The 21,577-nt window shown below is 67.4% G+C and carries 19 protein-coding genes; 6 read left to right on the plus strand and 13 right to left on the minus strand.

Going from position 1 to position 21,577, the window contains the following annotated elements:
* Positions 1-60: 60 nt before the first annotated feature.
* On the plus strand, positions 61-471 hold the full coding sequence (locus JYG32_RS02920) for an ACT domain-containing protein (RefSeq protein ID WP_213264583.1): 411 nt from the start codon (positions 61-63) through the stop codon (positions 469-471).
* Positions 472-561: 90 nt separating this feature from the next.
* Here the strand turns inward: JYG32_RS02920 and JYG32_RS02925 are convergent, their stop codons facing one another.
* Both JYG32_RS02925 and uraH read right to left on the minus strand, forming a co-directional pair.
* The gene (locus JYG32_RS02925) at positions 562-1,755 is read right to left on the minus strand and encodes a urate hydroxylase PuuD (RefSeq protein ID WP_174382098.1); all 1,194 of its coding nucleotides are present in this window, start codon (positions 1,753-1,755) and stop codon (positions 562-564) included.
* A gap of 68 nt (positions 1,756-1,823) precedes the next feature.
* Entirely contained in the window at positions 1,824-2,177 is a 354-nt protein-coding gene (uraH, locus tag JYG32_RS02930; protein ID WP_047900958.1) for a hydroxyisourate hydrolase, read from the minus strand.
* Positions 2,178-2,683: 506 nt separating this feature from the next.
* Between uraH and JYG32_RS02935 the strand changes: the two genes are divergently transcribed.
* Positions 2,684-4,096 (plus strand): 8-oxoguanine deaminase, encoded by a 1,413-nt coding sequence (locus JYG32_RS02935; RefSeq protein ID WP_213264584.1) that lies wholly within the window; start codon positions 2,684-2,686, stop codon positions 4,094-4,096.
* A gap of 92 nt (positions 4,097-4,188) precedes the next feature.
* On the opposite strand, the gene JYG32_RS02940 is transcribed toward JYG32_RS02935, so the two are convergent.
* Positions 4,189-5,118, minus strand: coding sequence for a LysR substrate-binding domain-containing protein (locus JYG32_RS02940; protein WP_006762467.1), 930 nt, complete (start codon positions 5,116-5,118; stop codon positions 4,189-4,191).
* Positions 5,119-5,339: 221 nt separating this feature from the next.
* Positions 5,340-5,549: a dodecin gene (locus tag JYG32_RS02945; protein ID WP_006493215.1), complete on the minus strand. Its 210-nt coding sequence runs from the start codon at positions 5,547-5,549 to the stop codon at positions 5,340-5,342.
* Positions 5,550-5,684: 135 nt separating this feature from the next.
* Between JYG32_RS02945 and JYG32_RS02950 the strand changes: the two genes are divergently transcribed.
* Complete coding sequence (locus JYG32_RS02950; protein ID WP_213264585.1) at positions 5,685-6,578, plus strand: NAD(P)-dependent oxidoreductase; 894 nt, start codon at positions 5,685-5,687, stop codon at positions 6,576-6,578.
* Positions 6,579-6,644: 66 nt separating this feature from the next.
* Here JYG32_RS02950 and JYG32_RS02955 read toward each other — a convergent pair whose 3' ends face one another.
* The 4 genes from JYG32_RS02955 to JYG32_RS02970 all read right to left on the minus strand — a co-directional run bounded on the left by JYG32_RS02955 (position 6,645) and on the right by JYG32_RS02970 (position 10,019).
* Positions 6,645-7,091, minus strand: a complete 447-nt coding sequence (locus tag JYG32_RS02955; protein WP_027784713.1) for a hypothetical protein — start codon at positions 7,089-7,091, stop codon at positions 6,645-6,647.
* Between the two features lie 333 nt (positions 7,092-7,424).
* On the minus strand, positions 7,425-7,856 hold the full coding sequence (gene mscL, locus JYG32_RS02960; protein ID WP_174382102.1) for a large conductance mechanosensitive channel protein MscL: 432 nt from the start codon (positions 7,854-7,856) through the stop codon (positions 7,425-7,427).
* A 232-nt stretch (positions 7,857-8,088) separates the two neighbouring features.
* The gene (locus JYG32_RS02965) at positions 8,089-9,249 is read right to left on the minus strand and encodes a tetratricopeptide repeat protein (RefSeq protein ID WP_213264586.1); all 1,161 of its coding nucleotides are present in this window, start codon (positions 9,247-9,249) and stop codon (positions 8,089-8,091) included.
* Positions 9,250-9,338: 89 nt separating this feature from the next.
* Positions 9,339-10,019 (minus strand): PspA/IM30 family protein, encoded by a 681-nt coding sequence (locus tag JYG32_RS02970; RefSeq protein WP_059233905.1) that lies wholly within the window; start codon positions 10,017-10,019, stop codon positions 9,339-9,341.
* Positions 10,020-10,462: 443 nt separating this feature from the next.
* Between JYG32_RS02970 and JYG32_RS02975 the strand changes: the two genes are divergently transcribed.
* The gene (locus tag JYG32_RS02975) at positions 10,463-12,985 is read left to right on the plus strand and encodes a penicillin-binding protein 1A (RefSeq protein WP_213264587.1); all 2,523 of its coding nucleotides are present in this window, start codon (positions 10,463-10,465) and stop codon (positions 12,983-12,985) included.
* 84 nt (positions 12,986-13,069) lie between these two features.
* Here JYG32_RS02975 and JYG32_RS02980 read toward each other — a convergent pair whose 3' ends face one another.
* The 4 genes from JYG32_RS02980 to mfd all read right to left on the minus strand — a co-directional run bounded on the left by JYG32_RS02980 (position 13,070) and on the right by mfd (position 19,551).
* On the minus strand, positions 13,070-13,540 hold the full coding sequence (locus JYG32_RS02980; RefSeq protein ID WP_249744573.1) for a DUF3574 domain-containing protein: 471 nt from the start codon (positions 13,538-13,540) through the stop codon (positions 13,070-13,072).
* A 145-nt stretch (positions 13,541-13,685) separates the two neighbouring features.
* Entirely contained in the window at positions 13,686-14,705 is a 1,020-nt protein-coding gene (locus JYG32_RS02985) for a threonine/serine dehydratase (RefSeq protein WP_213264589.1), read from the minus strand.
* 60 nt (positions 14,706-14,765) lie between these two features.
* Complete coding sequence (gene argE / locus JYG32_RS02990) at positions 14,766-15,986, minus strand: acetylornithine deacetylase (protein ID WP_174382108.1); 1,221 nt, start codon at positions 15,984-15,986, stop codon at positions 14,766-14,768.
* Between the two features lie 94 nt (positions 15,987-16,080).
* A complete protein-coding gene (gene mfd, locus JYG32_RS02995) occupies positions 16,081-19,551 on the minus strand; it encodes a transcription-repair coupling factor (protein WP_213264590.1) in 3,471 nt (1,156 codons plus the stop codon).
* A gap of 107 nt (positions 19,552-19,658) precedes the next feature.
* On the opposite strand from mfd, the gene ispD reads away from it, so the two are divergent.
* Positions 19,659-20,369 (plus strand): 2-C-methyl-D-erythritol 4-phosphate cytidylyltransferase, encoded by a 711-nt coding sequence (gene ispD, locus JYG32_RS03000; protein WP_034201609.1) that lies wholly within the window; start codon positions 19,659-19,661, stop codon positions 20,367-20,369.
* A gap of 28 nt (positions 20,370-20,397) precedes the next feature.
* Positions 20,398-20,883 carry a 2-C-methyl-D-erythritol 2,4-cyclodiphosphate synthase gene (gene ispF / locus JYG32_RS03005; protein WP_034181174.1) on the plus strand — a complete coding sequence of 162 codons (486 nt, stop codon included), beginning with the start codon at positions 20,398-20,400 and terminating at the stop codon, positions 20,881-20,883.
* Between the two features lie 145 nt (positions 20,884-21,028).
* Here ispF and JYG32_RS03010 read toward each other — a convergent pair whose 3' ends face one another.
* Positions 21,029-21,556 carry a carboxymuconolactone decarboxylase family protein gene (locus JYG32_RS03010; protein WP_174382110.1) on the minus strand — a complete coding sequence of 176 codons (528 nt, stop codon included), beginning with the start codon at positions 21,554-21,556 and terminating at the stop codon, positions 21,029-21,031.
* Positions 21,557-21,577: the final 21 nt, after the last annotated feature.

Raw genomic sequence — 21,577 nt, forward strand, 5'->3', positions numbered from 1 at the left:
CGCGTGCTATCGTGCCCGCATCGCCACCGCACGACGTCCTGTTCCGGACGTGTTCCTCCGATGAGCCAACCTGAAAACGATCTCGCAATCCTGCTGCGCACGATGCAACCCGAACTGCATCCCGGCGCATTCGCGTTCGTATCGCTGTCGACCGATGCAAACGTATCGTTATCCGAAACGATTGCGACGTTCCGCGAAGCGGAAGGATTGACGGTCGTGGTCGGCGAGGAGGCAGCCGCGCGTCACGGCTGGCCCGTGCTGTTCCGCGCCGCGTGGATCACGCTGACCGTGCATTCCGACCTTGCGGCCGTTGGCCTCACGGCGGCGTTCGCGCGGGCGCTTGGCGCGGCCGGCATCAGTTGCAACGTGATGGCCGCTGCGTATCATGACCACATCTTCGTGCCGTTCGATGACGGCCCGCGCGCGCTCGATGCACTCGTCGCGCTGCAGCGCGACGCGATGCACGGCTAGCGCACGGCGCATTCGGAACAGGCAAAAAAACGGGCCCGTCACCGGGCCCGCGAACGGAGAGGATTGCGCCGGCAACCGGCGCACGGCGGCTTACTTGACCGCGCCACCCTCGAACCAGGCGGCGAGCTTCGTGCGCTCGTCGTCGGTCATGTGCGTGACGTTGCCGATCGGCATCGCCTTCAGGCGCACGGCCTGTTCGTAGATGCGCTGCGCGTTCTTCGACACTTCGTCCGGCGTGTCGAACATCACGCCCGCGGGTGCGCTGCCCATCAGCGTCGGCTTCGACGAGTGGCACTCGACGCAGCGCTGCTGCAGGATCGGCATGATGTCGTTGATCACGATCTTCGGCGCGTTCGCGGCTTGCGCTTCCGGTGCCACCGGCTTCGGCATCGTCCACACCAGCGCGCCCGACAGCAGCGCGACGCCGCCGATCGGCAGGTACCACAGTTGCTTGCCGCGGTGACGCATCACGAAGAACTGGCGAATCAGCGCGCCGGCCAGCATGATCAGCACGAGCACGACCCAGTTGAACTTGTTCGTGTACGTCATCGCATAGTGGTTCGACAGCATCGCGAACACGACGGGCAGCGTGAAATACGTGTTGTGCACCGAGCGCTGCTTGCCGCGCTTGCCGTAGATCGGGTTCGGCTCTTCGCCCTTGAGCATCTTGTCGACCATCTTGCGCTGGCCGGGGATGATCACGAAGAACACGTTCGCCGACATGATCGTCGCGAGCATCGCGCCGACGATCAGGTAGGCGGCACGGCCCGCGAAGATGTGGCACGCGAGGTACGCTGCGACGACGACGTAGAGGCCGACGCAAATGCCGAGCACGCGGTCGTTGGTGCCGAGGATGCGGCACAGCGAGTCGTAGACGATCCAGCCCGCTGCGAGGAAGCCGAGCGCGGACGCGACGGCGACCACCGGGCCCATGTCGAGCACGCTCTTGTCGATCAGGTACGTGTTCGGCGCGAGCAGGTACAGCACGAAGAACAGCGAGAAACCCGACAGCCAGGTCGTGTACGACGGCCACTTCGACCAGTGCAGGTCATCCGGCATTTCCGGCGGGGCGACCGTGTACTTCTGCATGTTGTAGAAACCGCCGCCGTGGACGTGCCATAGTTCGCCGAACACACCGCGCTTGCGCTGGTTCGGGTCGGTCGGCGGTTTCAGGCTGTTGTCGAGCGCGACGAAATAGAACGACTCGCCGATCCACGCAATGGCGACGATGACGTGCAGCCATCGCAGCGCGAGGTTCAGCCAGTCGGTGATGAAGCCTTCCATGAAACTCCTCCGGACTCAGATCGTTTGTCTTTGATACAGGCGCTGATGCGTCGGGCGCCGGTGCGATGTCAGCTGCCGCGATAGGTGCTGTACGACCACGGCGACACGAGCAGCGGCACGTGGTAGTGCGAGCCGGTGTCGGCGATGCCGAAGCGCAGCACGACGCGGTCGACGAAACGGGGTTCGGGCACCTTCACGCCGAGCGACGCGAAGTAGTCGCCGGCATGGAACACGAGTTCGTATTCGCCGGCGGCGAGCGCGGCCCCTTCGAGCAGGGGTTCGTCGCAGCGACCGTCGCTATTGGTCAGTACGGTCTTGATCGCGCGGCGCGATTCGCCGTCCAGCGCGTAGAGGTCCACCTTGAGTGCAGCGCCGGGACGACCGTGCGCCGTATCGAGTACGTGGGTAGTGAGCTTTCCCATTCGTGTGTCCTTGAGTGAATGCGAGGTTCGGCGGCGACTCGATCCATTGACTGTGCGGCGGATCGAGGCTCCACGTCACGTGGCTACATACCCGTCGGCGAGGTGAAGCGAGCGCCGTGCAGGCATTGTAAAAAGGTTCCCCGAGCAAATACGGGCGCGATATCAAAGATAATGCGCCGCGCATGAGCGGCTGTCGACGGCACGCCGGATACGGCTTTCAGCCTGCATTTCGGGCGTCCGGCGGAGCCCCGCGCCGCGTACCATATCGAAACCGTGAAGTGCGGTATTCCGGATCGCGCATTGTGTGCCGCGCGCACTTGGGCGATCCTCCCGCCGTGCGCGTCGGCCTGTGGCCGGCGCGTACCCCGAAGACGGCGAGCACGCCGGGTAACCGGGCCAGGGCGTTCGAACGGACGCAGGCACCGGGGCGTGCCGCGATCAGCGTTCGAACGGCTTTGTGACCGTCCCCAGGACAGCCCCTGGGGGCAGACCGACGCGGAGAACGCATGAACCTCGAGCAGCACGCCGGCGCACGCGCGCCGAACACCTCCCCATCCCGCCCGAAAACCCTGCTGGTCAAGCACGCCGACGTGCTCGTGACCATGGACGACACGCGCCGCGAGCTGCGCGACGCGGGGCTCTACATCGAAGACAACCGGATCGTCGCGGTCGGCCCGACCGCCGAGCTGCCCGACACGGCCGACGAAGTGCTCGACCTGCGCGGCCACCTCGTGATCCCGGGGCTCGTGAACACGCACCACCACATGTACCAGAGCCTCACGCGCGCGGTACCGGCCGCGCAGAACGCCGAACTGTTCGGCTGGCTCACGAACCTGTACCGGATCTGGGCGCACCTGACGCCCGAGATGATCGAGGTGTCGACGCTCACCGCGATGGCCGAGCTGCTGCAGTCGGGCTGCACGACGTCGAGCGACCACCTGTACATCTACCCCAACGGCAGCCGGCTCGACGACAGCATCGGCGCGGCGCAGCGGATCGGCATGCGCTTTCACGCGAGCCGCGGCGCGATGAGCGTCGGCCAGCGCGACGGCGGACTGCCGCCCGATTCCGTCGTCGAGCGCGAACCCGACATCCTGCGCGACACGCAGCGCCTGATCGAGTGCTATCACGACGAAGGCCGCTACGCGATGTTGCGCGTGGTGGTCGCGCCGTGCTCGCCGTTCTCGGTCAGCCGCGAGCTGATGCGCGACGCCGCCGTGCTCGCGCGCGAGTACGGCGTGTCGCTGCATACGCACCTGGCGGAGAACGTCAACGACATCGCGTACAGCCGCGAGAAGTTCGGGATGACGCCCGCCGAATATGCGGAAGATCTCGGCTGGGTCGGCCACGACGTATGGCATGCGCACTGCGTGCAGCTCGACGATGCGGGCATCGGCCTGTTCGCGCGTACCGGCACGGGCGTTGCGCACTGTCCGTGTTCGAACATGCGGCTCGCGTCGGGTATCGCGCCGGTGAAGAAGATGCGTCTCGCGGGCGTGCCGGTCGGCCTCGGCGTCGACGGCTCCGCGTCGAACGACGGCGCGCAGATGGTCGCGGAAGTGCGGCAGGCGCTGCTGCTGCAGCGGGTCGGTTTCGGGCCCGATGCGATGACCGCGCGCGAAGCGCTCGAGATCGCGACGCTCGGCGGCGCGAAGGTGCTGAACCGCGACGATATCGGCGCGCTGAAGCCCGGCATGGCCGCGGACTTCGCCGCGTTCGACCTGCGTCAGCCGCTGTTCGCGGGCGCGCTGCACGATCCGGTTGCGGCGCTCGTGTTCTGCGCGCCGTCGCAGACGGCATACACGGTGGTGAACGGGAAGGTGGTGGTGCGGGAAGGGCGGCTGGCGACGCTCGATCTGCCGCCCGTCATCGAGCGCCATAACACGCTCGCGCAGGCGCTCGTCGAGGCATCGCGCTGAACGAAGGCTGAAGCGATGCGGCGGCCGCCTTGCCGGGCGTGCTGCCGGCCCGCCGTCGCGCCGCGCCGCGACGGCGCGGGCGGCGTGTGCCGTTACGCCTCGATCAGCGTGCGGGTCGCTTCGGCGACGAGGCTGCGCAGCCAGCGCACTTCGTCGGAGTAGTGGCAGCGCTCGTGCCACAACTGGTAGTACTGCATCGGCGGGAAGTCGAGCGGTGCCGGCACGACCGACAGCGGCAGGAATTTCGCGTAATGATCGGCGAACAGGCGCGTAGTCGTGAAGATCAGGTCGGACTTCACGAGCACGTACGGTGCGAGGTTGAAGTACGGCAGCGTGACGACCACGTGGCGCTTGAGCCGTTCGCGCGCGAGATGCACGTCGATCGCGCCGCGCTGGCCGACCGAGTACGGCGTCGGCGCGAGATGCGGCGCGTTCAGGTACTGGTCGAGCGTGAGCCCGCCGCGCTTCGCGAACGGGTGCGTGTTGCTCATCAGGCAGACGATTTCGTCGACGAACAGGTTCGACAGGTGCAGTTGCTCGGGCGGTTCGGGCCAGTTGCCGACGACGATGTCGAGCTTGCCGTCTTCCAGTGCGAGTTCGTAGTCGAACGCGGGGCCGAGCGAGTGGAACTCGAGCGTCGCGTTCGGCGCGGCCTGGCGGAAGCGCTCGACGACGGTCGGCACGAACAGCACGTTCAGGTAGTCGGGGCAACCGATCCGGTAGCAGCGGATCGACGTGGCCGGGTCGAAGTTGTGCTGCTGGAACTTGATGCGCTCGATTTCACGCAGTGCGTTCTGCACGGGCTCGAGCAGGCGCAGCCCGTATTCGGTCGGCACCATGCCGGATTTGCCGCGCACCAGCAGCGGGTCGCCGGTGATGTCGCGCAGGCGCCGCAGCGCGGCGCTGATCGCCGGTTGCGACTGGTTCAGTTTGACGGCCGCGCGCGTGACGCTGCGCTCCATCAACAAGGTGTGCAAGACGCGCAAGAGGTACGTGTCGATCGCCTCGCGTTGCTGACTCATGATTTCTCCGGGTTATATGTCTGGGCTGATCGAGGGGTACTGTGGGTATATCGTTTTTAATATGAACGAAAGTCAGCGTCAAGAGATGGATACCCGCAGGCACCCGCCGGCCGGGCGTGGACAAGGGGCCTGAACGGGGCGGAATGCGGGGCGCGCGGCGCCGCACGGATGCGCATGGCGCGTATCCGGATCGCGGCGCGGCGTGTGATGCGGCGTGCGCGTCAGTCGTCGATGCGCATGCCGACCTTCAGCGTGACCTGCCAGTGAACGACCTGGTCGCCTTCGATGTGGCCGCGCGTTTCGGTCACCTGGAACCAGTGGAGGTTGTGCAGCGTTTTGCCTGCCTTCGAGATCGCGTTGCGGATGGCGTCGTCGCTCGATTGCCGCGACGAACCGGTCAGCTCGATCATCTTGTACACGTGGTCGCTCATGATGCGCTCCCTGGGATATCGATCTATATCGCCGGCGCAAGCCGCGGTCCCGAAGCGGTGCCGCGCGTGCCCGGCTTCTTGAGTGATAGGTATGATGGGCGGCAAGTGCAACCCATATCGGAGACGAGGAACATCGTGGAAGTCGGATTTTGCGGACCGGGATTGATGGGCGCGCCGATGATTCGGCATTTGCTGGCGGCCGGGCACCGGGTCAGCGTGTGGAATCGCTCGCGCGACAAGGCCGAGGCGCTCGTGAAGGACGGCGCGCAGGTGGTCGGCACGCCGCGCGAACTCGCTGAACGCGTCGATACGGTATTCGTGTGCGTGCTCGACGGGCGTGCGGTCGGCGACGTCGTGTTCGGCGAGCACCGGCTGCTTTCCGGCGACGCGGCTTCGCGCCGCCTGCAGCGCATCGTCGATCATTCGAGCATTCCGCCTGCCGCGACGCGCGACTACGCGGCGCGTGCGGCCGCGCTCGGTGTCGGCTGGGTCGATGCGCCGGTGTCGGGCGGCGTGCCGGGCGCGCAGGCCGGCACGCTCGCGGTGATGGCGGGCGGCCGCATGGCCGATCTCGAGGCGGTGCGGCCGCTGATCGGCACGTACGCGTCGCGCATCACGCACATGGGCGACGCGGGTGCGGGCCAGACGGCGAAGCTGTGCAACCAGGCGATCGTCACCGCGACGGTGACCGCGATCGCCGAGGCGGTCGGTCTGGCGCAGGCGAGCGGCATCGACGCCGCGCGGCTGGCCGAGGCGCTGGCCGGCGGCTGGGCCGATTCGGTGCTGCTGCAGACGTTCGTGCCGCGCATGACGTCGAGCGGTCACGCGCCGATCGGCGCGCTGAGCACGTTCCAGAAGGACGTGGATGCGATCGCCGACGCGGCGCGCGACACGGGCGCGGTGATGCCCGTGTCGGCCACCGTGCAGCAGGTGCTGCGGCTCGGCGCCGCGCAGGGGCTCGCCGGCGCCGATTTCGCCGCGTTCATCGACATCGTGCGGCCCGGCAACGGGCGCCAGCAGGCGGTGTGACGAGCAAGCGGGGCGCGTGAATGGCAGATGGGCCGCCCGGAGGCGGCCCATCGAATGACTGGCGGTTCAGCCGAGGGAGCGTGGTGTCGTGTCGCCGGCGTTCTGGCGACCGAGCCCGCCGCGCAGGCTCGCTTTCGTGCCTGCACCAAACTCGGGCAGGATGCGCGCGCGCGCCCGGCTCGCGAATACCAGGAAGCCGAAGCCGTTCGCTTCGTACCAGTACCCGCCGTTTTCGAGGCCGTCCAGCGGCTGCTCGAGCGCGTTGGCGATCGATTCGATGCAGCGCTTGCGCAGCTCGGCGATTGCCGGATAGGGCGGCTGTGCGCCGCGCACGCTGCACAGGAGCACGTCGAGACCGGGCAGCACATGCGCGTACAGGACGGGTTCGTCCTGCGCACGGGCGCGGGCAATCTTGGTGTCGAGCTGGGCGAAAGGTTTCGAGTGGCGCAAGACCGCAAGGAATGACTCCTGGCCATCCTGTTGGGCACGCCGACGTTTTTTCGGGAAGGACATAAACACTCGCCTCAAAAACAATTGCAAGAAATGCGGCACTTTCATGCGACCCACTCCCGGCTATGTACGCCGCATGTCGATCCTTTATAGCACACGAAAATGCTGCATTCGTGCAGTACGACGATCAATGTCTCCCGTCGACCTGCTCGCCTTGATCGACACAGCCAGCGTCTTGGCGCCCGTACTGTCGTTTAGTCTCCATCATAGACCTGCTTTCCCCGCGCGTGCATTCGCGCGTCACAAAAAAGTGAGACAGGCCGCATGCGGCGGTGCACGGTGCGCGCAATAAAAAGGCCCGCACGGGGCGGGCCTGGCAAGCGGGGCGCTCGGCGCTCAGCGCTGCTTGAGCGAATCGCGGATCTCGCGCAGCAGCACGGTGTCTTCCGGCGTCACGGCCGGCGCGGCTTCGTCCGGCTTGCGCAGCTTGTTGATGAATTTCACCATCAGGAAAATGATGAACGCGAGGATAACGAAATTGATCGCCACGGTGATGAACGAGCCGTAGCCGAACGCGGCGACACCGGCGGCCTGCAGGTCCTTGAACGAATCGGGATTACCCTTGAACGTCGGGGGGATGGTGCCGAGCAGAACGAACTTGTTCGAGAAATCCAGACCGCCCGTCAGCACGCCGATGACCGGCATGATGAGGTCTTTCACGACCGAGTCGACGATCTTCGAGAACGCGCCGCCGATGATCACGCCGACGGCGAGATCCATCACGTTGCCCTTGACGGCGAACTCCTTGAATTCCTTGATGATGCTCATGAGCGGCTTTCTCCTTCCTGATTGGGGCGAGGGGGGCGTGCCGCGACGCGCAGGATTGCAATGCGTCGAATGAGGGTCGGTGGCACGCCGATGGCCGCATGATAGCGAACGCTCCCCATTGCCGGTAGTCCATCTTGAAATGATTGACAAATCCGCGCGTCGGCGCGGCCGGTCATGCAGGGGAGCGTGGCGTTGCGGCGCGTCGACGGGAACGTCGACGCGCCGCGCAAGGTCAGGTGTTGTCGTCCGTCCAGCCGTCGTCGTTGCTGCCGAGATCGACGTTGCCGCTGCCGCCGTCGCTCCAGTTCGACGCGTCGCCGCGGCCGAGGTCGAAGCCCGGGTCGGCATCCTGCCGGCGGCGCTCGCCGTCGACGATCACGTCGCGTTCGACCACGCGCTCGCGGCCGCCCGACATCGCCTCGCCGAGCAGCACGCCGGTCAGCAGCCCGCCCATCCCGCCGCCGAAACCGCCGCCGCCTTGCTGGATCACGACAGGCGGCTGCTGTTGCGGGTAGGGCTGCTGCGGATACGGCTGGCCCTGCGCGCCCGTCATGCGATCGGCTTCCTGCGCGTACACGGAGCCGCTGCCGTTCGCCGGTGCCGCGGGTTGCGCGGCCGGATCGGGGCGGCCTTCGACGCGTGCCTTCACGCTCGCATGACGCTGTTCGAGTTCGTCGACCTGATACGGCGGCACCGGATTCTTGCCGTTCGACAGTGTCTCGACGAGCGTGCGCGCGTCGGTCTCGATTGCGTCGAGTTCGCCCGTGAGCGCCGCGGCGCCGGGCGCCGTCGACAGCTTCGCGTCGAGTTTCAGCGGACGGATGTCGTTCAGCACGTCGGTCGTCCGCTTGAGCTGCGTGCGGCGCTCGTCGTCGGCGCGGCTGTTGTCGGCCGTGCGCGCACGCCGCAGCGTCCAGCGCAGCACCAGTGCGATTACCGCGACGATCAGCCCGAGGCCGATCCACATGCCGGTCGACGGGCCGTGTTTTTCGGCCGGCGCGACGGCGGGCGCGAGCGACGACTGCAGCGTGCCGGCCTGCGTGGCCGACGGCGCGTTGCCGCTCACGCGCGTGGCGTCGGCGCGAATGCGCGACTCCGTCTGCGCGAAGCGCGACGCGTCGGTGAAGCGCAGTTGCGGATCGAGCGATTTCGCTCGCTGCAGTTGCGCGAGCGCGTCGGACGCGCGGCCCTCGCGGTCCAGCACCTGCGCATACAGGTAGTGCGCGTGCGCGTTGTTCGGATGGGCGTCGATGACTTGCGACAACTGCGTGTCGGCACGTTGCCAGTCGCGCTGGGCGATCGACTGCTCGACCTGCTGCAGCGACGGTACCGCAAACGCGGCGGACGACAGCAACATCAGCGAGAGGCCGAGTGCGGCGAGAGATTTCTTCATGGTCGAACCGGGCGCAGGCGCCCGTCTCCTGACGATCGGTTCGCGCCGCGGGCCCGGGTGGGCCGCGGCGCGGTTGCCCGCGTTTGCCGTTACTGCGCGGGCGTGTCGAGCTGCTTCTTCAGCGCGGCGAGGCGATCCTCGACCGACGGGCCCTTGTTCAGTGCGGCGAGCTTGTCGTCGAGCGCCTTGCCGCTCGACGTGTCGGCCGAATTGAGGCGCGCGTCCGAGCGTGCGTTCTGCAGCGCGACCTTGTCCTCGAGCTTCTGGAAATCCTCGGACAGGTTCTTGCCGCCGATGCCGCCCAGCGCGCTGGCCGCGACATCCTTCGCCTGCGCGATTTCCTGCTTGGCCTGCAGGATGTTCGAGCGCGCGTTCAGGTCGTTGCGGCGCTGGCGCATGTCGGCGATCTGCCCCTTCAGTTTGTCGACCGACGGTTCGAGCGTCGTCAGCTCGGCCGCGAGCGCGTCGCGCTCGGCTTCCGCGTTCGACTGCGCGGCCAGTGCCTCGCGTGCGAGCGCTTCGTCGCCGGACTGCAGCGCGCGCTTCGCGCCGTCTTCGTACTTCTTCACCTTGTCGTCGGCCGCATCGCGCTTGCTGCGCTGGGTCGCGACCTGTGCCTCGATCTCGATCAGCGAATTCTCGGCACGGCCGATGCTGTCGTCGAGCTCCCGCACGATCTGCCGTGCGTCGCGCGACGGATCCTGTACCGAATCGGCCGCATCGTTCAGCAGGCCTTTGATCGTGCGCGAAACAGAGTCGAAAAGCGACATGAAATCCTCCGTGGTTGAAAGGCGCCGCGTGACCGCGGCAGTGCCCGCCGCGGGCCGGTTGCGACCCGCGTGAGCCGGCGGATATTACACCACCGGTTCACTTAAATACGGCTTAAACGCGCGAGTTCAAGCGGCTTGCGTATCAGGATGCCAAACCTTTCGCGATTGAAAGAAAATCGGCCGCGCGCACCATATTGCGTGTCCATGATAGGCCGACGATGCCGACAATACGTTTCGCAAATCACGGGATTGCGGGAATTTTTACAAAAAATCGCGAAGGCACCCGGTCGATTTCATTAAAATGCGCTGTCACGTCGCGGGAACGGATTGCCGCGCGACGGGGTCTGTCGACGTGACAGTCGCATCTCGATGCGCCCGCTCTGATTCATCCGCCTGCATTTCCGCATGCGTCCGAGGGTGCCACGTACGCCCGCCATTCCGACATGCCAATTATCAAACGACCGCCTTCTCCTTCCGACAGGAACGAACCCCACTACACGCTGCGCCGTTCGCCGTCCGGAGCCTATTACCCCGATGACGACGATCGCGACCATCGCAACGACGACCGCCGCGCACAGCGCAGCGGCGGCGGGGGCCGCCGCTCGTTCGGCTCGCGCGTCGCGCTGTGGTTCGCCGGCCTGTTCGTCACGCTGGCGATCGTCGGCGCGCTGATCGTCGGCTACGCGCTGGTCGTGATGGCGCCACAACTGCCGTCGCTCGATGCGCTGACCAACTACCAGCCGAAGGTGCCGCTGCGCGTGTTCACGGCCGATCACGTGCTGATCGGCGAGTTCGGCGAGGAGCGCCGCAGCCTCGTGCGCTTCCAGGACATTCCCGACGTGATGAAGAAGGCCGTGCTCGCGATCGAGGACTACCGCTTCTACGAGCACGGCGGCGTCGACTTCGTCGGCATCCTGCGGGCGGGCGTCGCCGACCTGATGCACGGCGGCGCGCGCCAGGGCGCGAGCACGATCACGATGCAGGTCGCGCGCAACTTCTTCCTGTCGAGCGAGAAGACCTACACGCGCAAGATCTACGAGATGCTGCTCGCGTACAAGATCGAGAAGGCCCTGACGAAGGACCAGATCCTCGAGCTGTACATGAACCAGATCTATCTCGGCCAGCGCTCGTACGGCTTCGCGGCCGCCGCGCGCGTGTACTTCGGCAAGGACCTGAAGGACATCACGCTCGCGGAAGCGGCGATGCTCGCGGGGCTGCCGAAGGCGCCGTCCGCGTATAACCCGGTCGTGAATCCGAAGCGCGCGAAGGTGCGCCAGGAATACATCCTGAAGCGGATGCTCGAGGTCGGCTACATCACGCAGCCGCAGTACGACGCAGCCGTGAAGGAAGAGCTCCACGTGCGCACGCCGGGCAACCAGTACGCGGTGCACGGCGAATACGTCGCCGAGATGGTGCGGCAGATGATGTACCAGCAGTACAAGGACGAAACCTACACGCGCGGGCTGACCGTCACGACGACGATCAACTCGGCCGACCAGGAGGCCGCGTACCAGGCCGTGCGTCGCGGCATTCTCGACTACGAGCGCCGCCACGGCTATCGCGGGCCGGAAGCGTCGATCAAGCTGCCCGCGGCCGGCGACGACCGCGACGAGGCGATCGACGACGCGCTCGCCGATCACCCGGACAACGGAGACCTGCAGTCGGCGGTCGTGCTGTCGGCCGCGCCGAGCGCGGTCGAGGTGCAGTTCGTCGGCGGCGCGACGACGACGATCGGCCCGGCCGGGCTGCGCTTCGTGTCGGCCGCGCTCGGGCCCCGTGCGAACGACGCGCTGCGCATCAAGCCGGGCTCGATCGTGCGCGTGCTGAAGGACGGCAAGACGGGCTGGCAGGTCGTGCAACTGCCGCAGGTCGAAGGCGCGCTCGTCGCGATCGCACCGCAGGACGGCGCGATCCGCTCGCTGGTCGGCGGCTTCGACTTCAACAAGAGCAAGTTCAACCACGTGACGCAGGCATGGCGGCAGCCGGGCTCGTCGTTCAAGCCGTTCATCTACTCGGCCTCGCTCGACAAGGGCATGGGGCCGGCGACGATGATCAACGACGCGCCGCTGTACTTCCCGCCGAGCGTGCCGGGCGGCACCGCGTGGGAGCCGAAGGACGACGACCAGCCGGACGGTCCGATGACGATGCGCACCGGCCTGCAGCGTTCGAAGAACCTCGTGTCGATCCGGATCCTCGCATCGATCGGCACGCAGTATGCGCAGCAGTACGTGACGCAGCGCTTCGGCTTCGATCCCGCGAAGACGCCGCCGTACCTGCCGATGGCGCTCGGCGCGGGTCTCGTGACGCCGCTGCAGCTCGCGACCGGCTATGCGGTATTCGCGAACGGCGGCTACAAGGTCGATCCGTACCTGATCGCCGAAGTCGACGACGCGCGCGGCCAGCCGCTGCAGAAGTCGCAGGCCGTGATCGCGGGCAGCACGGCGCCGCGCACGATCGAAGGCCGCAACGCGTACGTGATGAACAGCCTGCTGCATTCGGTCGCGACGGCCGGCACGGGCGCGGGCACCAACGCGCTGGGCCGCAGCGACCTGCAGGGCAAGACGGGTACGACGAACGACGCGAAGGACGGCTGGTTCGCCGGCTACCAGCAGTCGCTCGTCGCGGTCGCGTGGATGGGCTTCGACCAGCCGAAGAGCCTCGGCAGCCGCGAATTCGGCGCGCAGCTCGCATTGCCGATCTGGGTGAACTACATGCGCACCGCGCTGAACGGCGTGCCCGAGCAACAGATGCCGATGCCGGACGGCCTGACCTCGATCGACGGCGAGCTGTTCTACGCCGATCGCACGCCGGGCAACGGCTTCGTCGCGAACGTCGACATCAACCCGGCCGAGAATGCGATCAGCGCGAACGACGCACTCGGTTCGGCCGGTGCGGCAGGGCTCGCGCCGCCGCCCGTCACGGCGCAGGAGAAGCAGCAGATCATGGACATGTTCGAGAACAAGTAAGCGGTACGCCGCTGTTCCGGCATGCGACGGGCGCCTTCGGGCGCCCGTTTTGTTTGCGCGCGGCCGGCAACGGGAGAAGCGGAATCAGAACGACGCGCAGGCCGGCACGAGCGTGATGCCGACCGACTCCTGATGGAATCGCTTCGCGTACGTTTGCCGGATCGCGGCGAGCCGCGCGCGCGTGTCGGGTGTATCGTCGGCGATGATCCGGATGACGAAGCTGTTTTCGTGTGTGATCCCGCCGGTTGCGCGGTCGCGCCACTGGCCGTGCGTGTCCCAGTACGTGAGGCCGTCGGGGAACGGTGGCGTGACCGTGTCGGCGAGGAACGCGGCGCGTTCCGCGTCGGTGACGGGGCCGCGCCCCGCGATGTCGCGCCCGAACAGCAGGTCGGCCTGCAGCATGCGGCTTTCTCCCGGCTGCGTACAGGCCGGCTGCGCGTCGACGACGGGCGAGGGCGACACCGCGCAACCGGCCAGCAGCGCGATTGCCACGGCGGCGATCACCGGCCGCGCGCGGTGCCGCCACGTCTCGGCCGGTGCCGGCAGCGGCCGCATCTGCCCAATTCGCGTCGATCGACCTTCGCGCGCGCAAAACGCTGCGCGCTCAACCACTTGCGTGCTTGTCCGGCGGGTTATCAACAGGGCTGTCAACATAATCTGGGGATAACCCTAGGTTGGTTCGCCGGCGGCCGGCGCGCGGTCAGTGCTGCAGTTTCGCGTGCGCGAGATGCATGCCGAGCGTGCCGGGGTCGGTGTTCGTGCCCGACAGCAGCACGCCGACGCGCTTGCCCTGCAGCGTTTCGCGCAGCGGGCCGAGCAGCGCGGCGAGTGCGGCCGCGCATGCCGGTTCGACCGACAGCTTCAGGTGCGAGAACAGGAACAGCATCGCGGCGCGCAGCGCGCCGTCGGACACGGTGACGATGCGGTCGACGTGGCGCCGGCACAGCTGGTAGCTGTATTCCTCGGTATGCGGCGCCATCAGCGAATCGGCGATCGTCTGCATCGCGCTCATCTTGATCGTGTGATTCGCCGCGAAGCTGCGGCTCATCGCGTCGGCGCCTTCCGGCTCGACGCCGTACACGTGCACGCGCGGATTCGCGAGCCGCAGCGCGGTTGCCATGCCTGCCGCGAGCCCGCCGCCGCCGATCGGCACGATCACCGCGTCGAGGTCGGGCGTCTGCGTCGCCCATTCGTAGCCGAGCGTCGCGGTGCCGAGGATCGTGTGATAGCCGTTGAACGGATGGATAAAGAAGCGGCCTTCCTCGGCCTCGATCCGCCGCACGAGGTCGAACGCCTGCGATGGGCTGCCCGCGAGCACGACTTCCGCGCGGTACTGCTTGCATTGCGCGATGCGTGTCGGGCTCGCGGTATGGAACATCACGACCTTCGCACTGCTGCCGAGCCGCATCGCCGCATACGCGACGGCCGCCGCATGATTGCCGGCCGATACGCAGGTGACGCCGGCGTTCTTGCGCGCCTCGTCGAGCGCGAGCAGGTGCGTGAATGCGCCACGCGCCTTGAAGCTGCCGCTCACCTGCAGCAGTTCGAACTTGAAGTTGACGTGCGTGCCTTCGAGGGACGGCAGGTCGACGCGTTCGAACACGGGCGTGCGCGCGACCCAGGGCGACAGCGCGAAATGCTGCGCGGCGATTTCGTCGAGCGTCGGAATCGGCTCGCCGTCGATCGTCGTATGGGTATTGCCCTGTTGTTCGGTCGGCATGACGTGGCGGGTGGCGGAGTGGGCCGGCCCGCACACGCGGGCCGGCGTGGCGGGGGGCAGTCAGTGCGCGTCGACCGACATGCTGCGGATAAACTTGCGCAGGAATTGCTCGCAGCCGGCGAGCTGCGCAAGCTCGACATATTCGTTCGGCTTGTGCGCCTGCTCGATGTTGCCGGGCCCGCACACGACGCTCGGGATGCCCGCGCGTTCGAACAGGCCGGCTTCGGTGCCGTACGCGACCTTGCGCTTGTCCTGGTCGGCCGTCAGCGCACGCACGAGCTGCGTGATCGCGGCCTGTTCGGTTGCGTCGAGCCCGGGCGCCGCGGCGATCTTCGAGAACTCGATCGCGGCATTCGGATGCTCGCGAAGCATCTGCGGCAGTAGCGTTTCCTGCGCATACGCTTCGATGCGCGTGAAAATCTGCTCGGGATCGAGCGTCGGCAGGTTGCGGAACTCGAAGTCGAAGCGGCATTCGGCCGGCACCGTGTTGATCGCGTTGCCGCCCTGGATCGTGCTCGTCTGCGCGGTCGTGAACGGCACGTCGTACAGTTCGTCGAACGGGCCTTCGGCGCGGAAGCGGTCGGCGATGTCGCGGATATGGCAGATGAGGCGCGCCGCGTACTCGATCGCGTTGAGCCCCTTCGGCGTCAGCGACGAATGCGCCGCGTGGCCGCGCACGCAGCAGCGGTACGCGTTGATGCCCTTGTGCGCGATGATCGGCCGCATGCTGGTCGGCTCGCCGACGATGCAGCCGGACGGTTGCACGCCGCGCTTGACGAGGTCGGCGATCATCAGCGGCGCGCCCGCGCAGCCGATCTCCTCGTCGTACGACAGCGCGAAATGGATCGGCTTCGCGAGCTTCGTCGCCTGCATCTCGGGCAACAGCGCGAGCGCCGTGCCGATGAAGCCCTTCATGTCGCAGGTGCCGCGGCCGTACAGGCGGCCGTCGCGGATCTCGGGTGCGAACGGGTTGCTGTCCCATTGCTGGCCGTCGACCGGCACGACGTCGGTATGCCCGGACAGCACGATGCCGCCGTTCGTCGAGCCGTCGTGCGCGGGCACGGTCGCGAACAGGTTCGCCCAGCCTTCGCGCGGATCGTGCGTGATCGTCGATGCAATGCCTTTCGCGGCGAGCGCGTCGCGTACCGTTTCGATCAGGCCGAGATTCGGCACGCGGCTCGTCGTGTCCATCGACACCAGTTGCTTGACCCAGGGCAGGCCGACGAGCGAGGCGTCGCCTTGGGTTGCGGCGGACGGCGCCGTCGCGTCGAGAGTGGACATGGCAAAACTCCGTCTGATGAATGGGAAAATCATACTCAAAAACGCGTCGGCCCGCCTGCGCCGGGCGCGATGCAGTGCAGCATCGCCGCGCCCGTCAGCGCGCCGCGGCCGCCGCTCCCTGCTTCGGGCCGAGCGCGCGCAGCGTTTCCTTGATCGTCGACACGCGTATCGCGAGATCGGGCGAGCGCGTTTCGATGCGCAGCTTGTCCTGGCCCGCGAGCCTGATGTGCCGGTGTTTCTGCACCATCTCGATGATCCGCATCGGATCGATCGGCGGATTCGGCTCGAACTGCAGCCCGATCGCGACCTCGCTCGCATCGATCTTCACGATGCCGAGCGGCTTCGCGGCGATGCGCAGCCGGTGCGTCTCGACGAGCGCGTGCGCCTGCGGCGGCAGCTTGCCAAAACGATCGATCAGTTCCTCCTGGATGCCGTCGATCGCGTCGCCGTGCTCGCAGTTCGCGAGCCGCTTGTACAGCGACAGCCGTTCCTGCACGTCCACGCAGTAGTCGGCCGGCAGGATCGCGGGCGCGTGCAGGTTGATTTCCGTCGTCGCGGCGAGCGGCGCGGTGAGGTCGGGCTCCTTGCCGTTCTTCAGCGCCTTCACCGCGTCGTTCAGCATGTCCGTATAAAGCTGGAAGCCGATCTCGTGGATCTCGCCCGACTGCTTGTCGCCGAGCACTTCGCCGGTGCCGCGGATCTCGAGGTCGTGCATCGCGAGATAGAAGCCCGAGCCGAGCTCCTCCATCTGCTGGATCGCTTCCAGCCGGCGCTGTGCCTGCTTGGTCAGCGCCTGCGGATCGTGGACCAGCAGGTACGCGTAGGCCTGGTGATGCGAGCGGCCGACGCGGCCGCGCAACTGGTGGAGCTGCGCGAGGCCGAACTTGTCCGAGCGGTGCATGATGATCGTGTTCGCGCTCGGCACGTCGATGCCGGTCTCGATGATGGTCGTACACAGCAGCACGTTCGCGCGCTGCGCGACGAAATCGCGCATCACGCGTTCGAGCTCGCGCTCGTGCATCTGGCCGTGCGCGATCACGATGCGCGCCTCGGGCACGAGTTCCTCGAGCATCGCCTTGCGGTTCTCGATCGTCTCGACCTCGTTGTGCAGGAAATACACCTGGCCGCCGCGCTTCAGCTCGCGCAGCATCGCCTCGCGAATCACGCTTTCTTCCTCGCGGCGCACGAAGGTCTTGATCGCGAGCCGCTTCTGCGGCGCGGTCGCGATCACCGAGAAATCGCGCAGCCCTTCGAGCGCCATCCCGAGCGTACGCGGGATCGGCGTCGCGGTGAGCGTCAGCACGTCGACTTCCGCGCGCAGCGCCTTCAGCGCCTCCTTCTGGCGCACGCCGAAGCGGTGTTCCTCGTCGATGATCACGAGGCCGAGGCGCTTGAACTGCACGTCTGACGACAGCAGCTTGTGCGTGCCGATCACGATGTCGACGGTGCCTTCGTTGATCTGCGCGATCGCCGCATTCACTTCCTTCGCGGTCTTGAAGCGCGACAGCTCGACGATCCGCACCGGCCAGTCCGCGAAGCGGTCGGCGAAGGTCTGCGTGTGCTGCTCCGCGAGCAGCGTGGTCGGCGACAGCAGCGCGACCTGCTTGCCGCCCAGCACCGCGATGAACGCGGCGCGCAGCGCGACCTCGGTCTTGCCGAATCCGACGTCGCCGCACACGAGGCGGTCCATCGGCTTGCCGCTCGTCATGTCGCCGATCACGGCCGCGATCGCCGCGGCCTGGTCGGGGGTTTCCTCGAAGCCGAAGCTTTCCGCGAATTTCACGTAGTCGCGCGGGTCGAGCGCGAACGCGTGGCCTTCGCGGGCCGCGCGGCGCGCGTACAGGTTCAGCAGCTCGGCGGCCGTGTCGCGGATCTGCTGCGCCGCCTTGCGCTTCGCGCGCTCCCACTGGCCGGAGCCGAGCGCGTGCAGCGGCGCGCTGTCGGGATCGGCGCCGCTGTAGCGCGAGATCACGTGCAATTGCGCGACGGGCACGTAGAGCTTGCTGTCGCCCGAGTACTCGAGATGCAGGAATTCGGTCTCGCCTTCGCCGAGATCCATCGACACGAGGCCCATGTAGCGGCCGATGCCGTGCTGCGCGTGAACGACCGGGTCGCCGACCTTCAGCTCCGACAGGTCGCGCACCATCGCGTCGACGTTGCTGGCCTGTTCCTGCCGGCGGCGGCCCGCGCGGCGGCCGAGCGCGCCGTACAGCTCGGTCTCGGTGACGATCGCATAGCCTTCGCCCGGCACCGCGAAGCCGCTCGACAGCGGCGCGACGCCGAGCGCGAAGCGTTCGTCGCTCGCGAGCCAGCCCGCGAAGTGGTCGTTCGACGCGGGGCGCAGGTGATGCTCGGCGAGCAGTTGCAGGATCGTCTCGCGGCGGCCGGCCGATTCGACGGTCAGCAGCACGCGCTTGCCCGACGATTCGACGAACGTACGCAGCGATACGAGCGGATCGTCGGAATGGCGGTCGACGGTGAGTTCGGGCAGCGCCGTCGCCCAGCCGCCGGCCGGTTGCGCGGGCAGCACGACGCGTGCGAACGGCTTCGCGAACGCGAAGAAATCCTCGTCGGTCAGGAACAGGCGCTGCGGCTCGAGGATCGGCCGCTCGCGATCGTGCGACAGGAACGCGTGGCGCTGCTTCGTATCGGCCGTGAAGCGGCGGATCGATGCTTCGAGATCGCCCGTGAACACGAGGTGCGCGTCCTGCGGCAGGTAGTGGAACAGCGTGGCCGTCTCGTCGAAGAACAGCGGCAGGTAATACTCGATGCCGGCCGACGGCACGCCGTTGCCGATGTCCTTGTAGATCGGCGCGCGGCTCGGGTCGCCTTCGAAGGTCTCGCGCCAGCGGCTGCGGAAAGCCGTGCGCGCGGCTTCGTCGAACGGAAACTCGCGGCCGGGCAGCAGCCGCACGTCGCGCACCGGGTAGAGGCTGCGCTGCGTGTCGGGGTCGAACGCGCGGATCGAGTCGACCTGGTCGTCGAACAAGTCGATCCGGTACGGCAGCGGCGAGCCCATCGGGTACAGGTCGATCAGCGAGCCGCGCACGCAGTATTCGCCGGGGCGCACGACCTGGCTCACATGCTCGTAGCCGGCCAGCGTGAGCTGCGCCTTCAGCTTCGCCTCGTCGAGCCGTTCGCCCTGCGCGAACGCGAACGTGTACGCGGCCATGAACGACGCGGGCGGCATCCGGTACAGCGCGGTGGTCGCGGGCACGAGCAGGATGTCGCAGCGGCCTTCGCCGAGATCGTGCAGCGTCGCGAGCCGCTCGGACACGAGATCCTGGTGCGGCGAGAACGTGTCGTACGGCAGCGTTTCCCAGTCCGGCAGCAGGCGCGCGCGCGCGTCGGGCGAGAAATAGGGAATTTCCTGCGAGAGCCGCTGGGCGTCGACCGCGTTCGCACAGATCACCGCGAGGAGCGGCACGTCCTGGCGGTTGTCGGCAAGATAACGGGCGATGGCGAGCGCGTCGGCGGAACCGTGTGCGCCGTCGAAGGCGAAACGCTGGCCGCTTTTGACGCGGGCAACGGGCGAGGCGGACGGGGTGGAAGCGTTATCTGGCATTGGGGCGGCAGGGGTGGCGTGCACGGGCGCATCGCGGTGCGCCGGTCGAGACGAAAGACCTATTATAAAATCCGCTTCTCGATTTCATCTTTCCGGCGTTTCCTTTCGTGACTCCCCGACTTTTCGCCCTGATTCCCTGTGCCGGCACGGGCAGCCGTTCCGGCTCGGCCGTGCCGAAGCAATATCGCACGCTGGCCGGCCGCGCGCTCCTGCATTACACGCTCGCCGCGTTCGACGCGTGCAGCGAATTCGCGCAGACGCTCGTCGTCCTCGCGCCCGACGATTCCCATTTCGATGCGCGCCGCTTCGCGGGCCTGCGCTTCGCGGTGCGCCGCTGCGGCGGCGGCTCGCGGCAGGCGTCGGTGCTGAACGGGCTGCTCGAGCTGGCCGAATTCGGCGCGACCGACCACGACTGGGTGCTGGTGCACGACGCCGCGCGCCCGGGCATCACGCCGGAGCTGATCCGCACGCTGGTCGCGACGCTGAAGGACGACCCGGTCGGCGGCATCGTCGCGCTGCCGGTGGCCGATACGCTCAAGCGCGTGCCGGCCGGCGGCGATGCGATCGCGCGCACCGAGTCGCGCGACGCGCTGTGGCAGGCGCAGACGCCGCAGATGTTCCGCATCGGCATGCTGCGCGAGGCAATCCTGCGCGCGCAGCGCGAAGGGCACGACCTGACCGACGAAGCGAGCGCGATCGAATGGGCCGGCCATACGCCGCGCGTCGTGCAGGGCAGCCTGCGCAACTTCAAGGTCACGTACCCGGAAGATTTCGCGCTTGCGGAAGCGATCCTCGCGCGCCCCGCGAACGCTTCCTGACTTTCACCCCATCTCAATCGGAACACGCATGGATTTCAGAATCGGACAAGGCTACGACGTGCACCAGCTCGTCCCGGGGCGCCCCCTCATCATCGGCGGCGTGACGATTCCGTACGAACGCGGCCTGCTCGGCCACTCGGACGCGGACGTGCTGCTGCACGCGATCACCGACGCGCTGTTCGGCGCGGCGGCGCTCGGCGACATCGGCCGTCATTTCTCCGACACCGACGCGGCGTTCAAGGGCGCGGACAGCCGCGTGCTGCTGCGCGAGTGCGTTGCCCGCGTGCAGGCGGCCGGCTTCACGATCCAGAACGTCGACAGCACCGTGATCGCGCAGGCGCCGAAGCTCGCGCCGCATATCGACGGGATGCGCGCGAACATCGCGGCCGATCTCGGGCTGCCGCTCGATCGCGTGAACGTGAAGGCGAAGACCAACGAGAAGCTCGGCTATCTCGGCCGTGGCGAGGGCATCGAGGCGCAGGCCGCCGCGCTGCTGGTCAGGCAGGGCGGCTGACGCGCGGCGGTGGCGGCGCGCGGTTCGCTCCGCGCGCTGTGCTGCGGAAATGAAAAATGCCACGCATCAGCGTGGCATTTTCGTTTGAAGCGACGGCCGTTCCGGCATGGCTGCCGGTCGCGCGGCGCAACCGCCTGGCAGCCAGTTACTCGCCTTCGGCGGCGATCACCTGCGCGGCGGCATTGATCACCGACGCGATGCGGCCGACGTCGCGCAGTTGCGTGACGGTCATCCCTTGCTCGTCCTTCAGCAGCGCATAGTGCGACTTCACGCAGAAGTGGCACTTGCCGACGATCGACGCGGCGAGCGCGTACATCTCGAACTTGCGCTTGTCGACGCCGCCGTGCGTCGCATAGGCGCCCATCCGCAGTTCGGCGCGCTGCGTCTTCAGGTCGGCGTCGTCGGCCATCTCGACATACGGATACCAGGTGTTGTTCATCCCCATCAGCGCGGCCGCCGTCAGCACGGCGTTCGTTTCTTCGGGCGACAGCACGCCGGCTTCGCGGATCGTCTTCACGAGCACCGTGCTCTTTGCCGCGATTGCCGCCGCCAGCGCGACGCCGACCGCGTCGTTGCCTTCGAGCGACGAGCGCGAGATCGTGCCGTCGAGATTCAGGCGAATGTCCTTCGCGTAGTCGGGGATGCGCGCCTTAATCGAGTCGATGAATTCCATTGATATCTCCTATGGGTTGGC

Origin of the sequence: Burkholderia pyrrocinia, from assembly GCF_018417535.1 — a bacterium.
GTDB lineage: Bacteria > Pseudomonadota > Gammaproteobacteria > Burkholderiales > Burkholderiaceae > Burkholderia > Burkholderia pyrrocinia_E.